The 1072-nt window shown below is 55.6% G+C and carries 1 rRNA gene; it reads left to right on the top strand.

The features are described 5' to 3' along the window. A 16S ribosomal RNA gene (locus tag HMPREF2537_RS04045) occupies positions 1 to 1063 on the top strand; the annotation flags it as partial. Positions 1064 to 1072 lie beyond the last annotated feature (9 nt).

Genomic DNA, 1072 nt, shown 5'->3' with positions numbered 1-1072 from the left:
GTGACGGTACCTGTATAAGAAGCACCGGCTAACTACGTGCCAGCAGCCGCGGTAATACGTAGGGTGCGAGCGTTGTCCGGAATTACTGGGCGTAAAGAGCTCGTAGGTGGTTTGTCGCGTCGTCTGTGAAATTCCGGGGCTTAACTTCGGGCGTGCAGGCGATACGGGCATAACTTGAGTGCTGTAGGGGAGACTGGAATTCCTGGTGTAGCGGTGAAATGCGCAGATATCAGGAGGAACACCGATGGCGAAGGCAGGTCTCTGGGCAGTTACTGACGCTGAGGAGCGAAAGCATGGGTAGCAAACAGGATTAGATACCCTGGTAGTCCATGCCGTAAACGGTGGGCGCTAGGTGTAGGGGGCTTCCACGTCTTCTGTGCCGTAGCTAACGCATTAAGCGCCCCGCCTGGGGAGTACGGCCGCAAGGCTAAAACTCAAAGGAATTGACGGGGGCCCGCACAAGCGGCGGAGCATGTGGATTAATTCGATGCAACGCGAAGAACCTTACCTGGGCTTGACATACACCAGATTGCTGCAGAGATGTAGTGTCCCTTGTGGTTGGTGTACAGGTGGTGCATGGTTGTCGTCAGCTCGTGTCGTGAGATGTTGGGTTAAGTCCCGCAACGAGCGCAACCCTTGTCTTATGTTGCCAGCATTTGGTTGGGGACTCATGAGAGACTGCCGGGGTTAACTCGGAGGAAGGTGGGGATGACGTCAAATCATCATGCCCCTTATGTCCAGGGCTTCACACATGCTACAATGGTCGGTACAACGCGCAGCGACACTGTGAGGTGGAGCGAATCGCTGAAAGCCGGCCTTAGTTCGGATTGGGGTCTGCAACTCGACCCCATGAAGTCGGAGTCGCTAGTAATCGCAGATCAGCAACGCTGCGGTGAATACGTTCCCGGGCCTTGTACACACCGCCCGTCACGTCATGAAAGTTGGTAACACCCGAAGCCAGTGGCCTAAACTTGTTAGGGAGCTGTCGAAGGTGGGATCGGCGATTGGGACGAAGTCGTAACAAGGTACCCGTACCGGAAGGTGCGGGTGGATCACCTCCTTTCTAAGGAGC

Origin of the sequence: Corynebacterium sp. HMSC074E01, from assembly GCF_001808885.1 — a bacterium.
Classification (GTDB): domain Bacteria; phylum Actinomycetota; class Actinomycetes; order Mycobacteriales; family Mycobacteriaceae; genus Corynebacterium.
Note: the sequence above shows the minus strand (reverse complement) of the source record. Positions and strands in the feature narration are given on the sequence as shown.